Raw genomic sequence first — 409 nt, 5'->3', positions numbered from 1 at the left:
GAAGAGCCGTGATTTCGACACGGTCTTTCACCCGAGCTGCATGATTCAGTGGATGGATGAAGGTCGGTTGCGCACGCTGTCGTCGCAGGAGTATGCGGCACTCATCCACGGGAGGCAGAGTCCTCGATCGACCGGCGCGCCGAGAGACGAAGCGATCCTGTCGACGGAGAATATATCGGACAACCTTTCAACAGCTACCGTGCGGGTGCGAATCGGCAACAAGCTATTCAACGATCACTTCGTCATGCATAAGGTAGAGGGCAACTGGCTGATCGCGACCAAGGCGTCCGCCGTAGTGCATACGTTCGACTGAAGCGCCACGCGGCGGATGCACGCCAACGTCCGGATTCGCGAGCGTGCCACGAAGTGCACGAAAGCACCGGCGACCAAAACCCCAGGGAACGCGTCG

The 409-nt window shown here is 59.4% G+C and carries 1 protein-coding gene; it reads left to right on the top strand.

Translation table 11 applies throughout. From position 1 onward, the window contains the following. The coding region (locus ACFTXQ_RS36750) for a nuclear transport factor 2 family protein (RefSeq protein ID WP_382650060.1) at positions 1 to 313 on the top strand (313 nt) is incomplete at its 5' end. Between the last annotated feature and the right edge of the window lie 96 nt (positions 314 to 409).

The organism is Streptomyces sp. NPDC057010 (assembly GCF_042673805.1).
In the GTDB taxonomy this organism is placed as follows: Bacteria; Actinomycetota; Actinomycetes; order Streptomycetales; family Streptomycetaceae; genus Streptomyces.
The sequence above is the reverse complement of the archived record's forward strand: the minus strand, read 5'-3'. Positions and strand labels throughout refer to the sequence as shown.